Here is a 447-nt window from a genome sequence, read left to right as displayed (position 1 = left end):
CGTACGCGCGAGGCGTACGCGCGCGTGGGACCGCTCGGCCCGGAGCTGATGGGTGACCATCGGGCGGACGGCCTGTGGCGCTGGGAGCTCAGGAACGCACCCAACGGGTGAGGCCGGTCCAGGCGGCGGGGGTGAGGGCGAGCGTCGGCCCGTCGGTGACCTTGGAGTCCCGGACGTGGACGGTGCCGGCGCAGGCGCAGGAGGCGACCTCGACGCAGGCGCCGCCCTCGTCGCCGCTGTGGGAGGACTTTCGCCAGGCGGCGGAGACCTCGACGCACTGGCCGCCTTCGTCGCTGCTGTAGGAGGACTTTCGCCAAGAGACGGCGACTTCGAGGCAGGCGCCGCCCTCGCTGCCGCTGTAGCTGGACTTGAACCACTTCAGTGGGGTGCTCATGACTCTCCTAGCAGCCGGTCCAACAGGTCCTTCGTCTCAGCGAAGTTGAGGGC

General features: G+C 70.5%; 1 protein-coding gene. It reads right to left on the bottom strand.

The features are described from left to right. Positions 1 to 88: 88 nt before the first annotated feature. Entirely contained in the window at positions 89 to 394 is a 306-nt protein-coding gene (locus G3I71_RS47570) for a DUF397 domain-containing protein (protein WP_164325177.1), read from the bottom strand. Positions 395 to 447 lie beyond the last annotated feature (53 nt).

The organism is Streptomyces sp. SID12501 (assembly GCF_010550245.1).
In the GTDB taxonomy this organism is placed as follows: Bacteria; Actinomycetota; Actinomycetes; order Streptomycetales; family Streptomycetaceae; genus Streptomyces.
The sequence above is the reverse complement of the archived record's forward strand: the minus strand, read 5'-3'. Positions and strand labels throughout refer to the sequence as shown.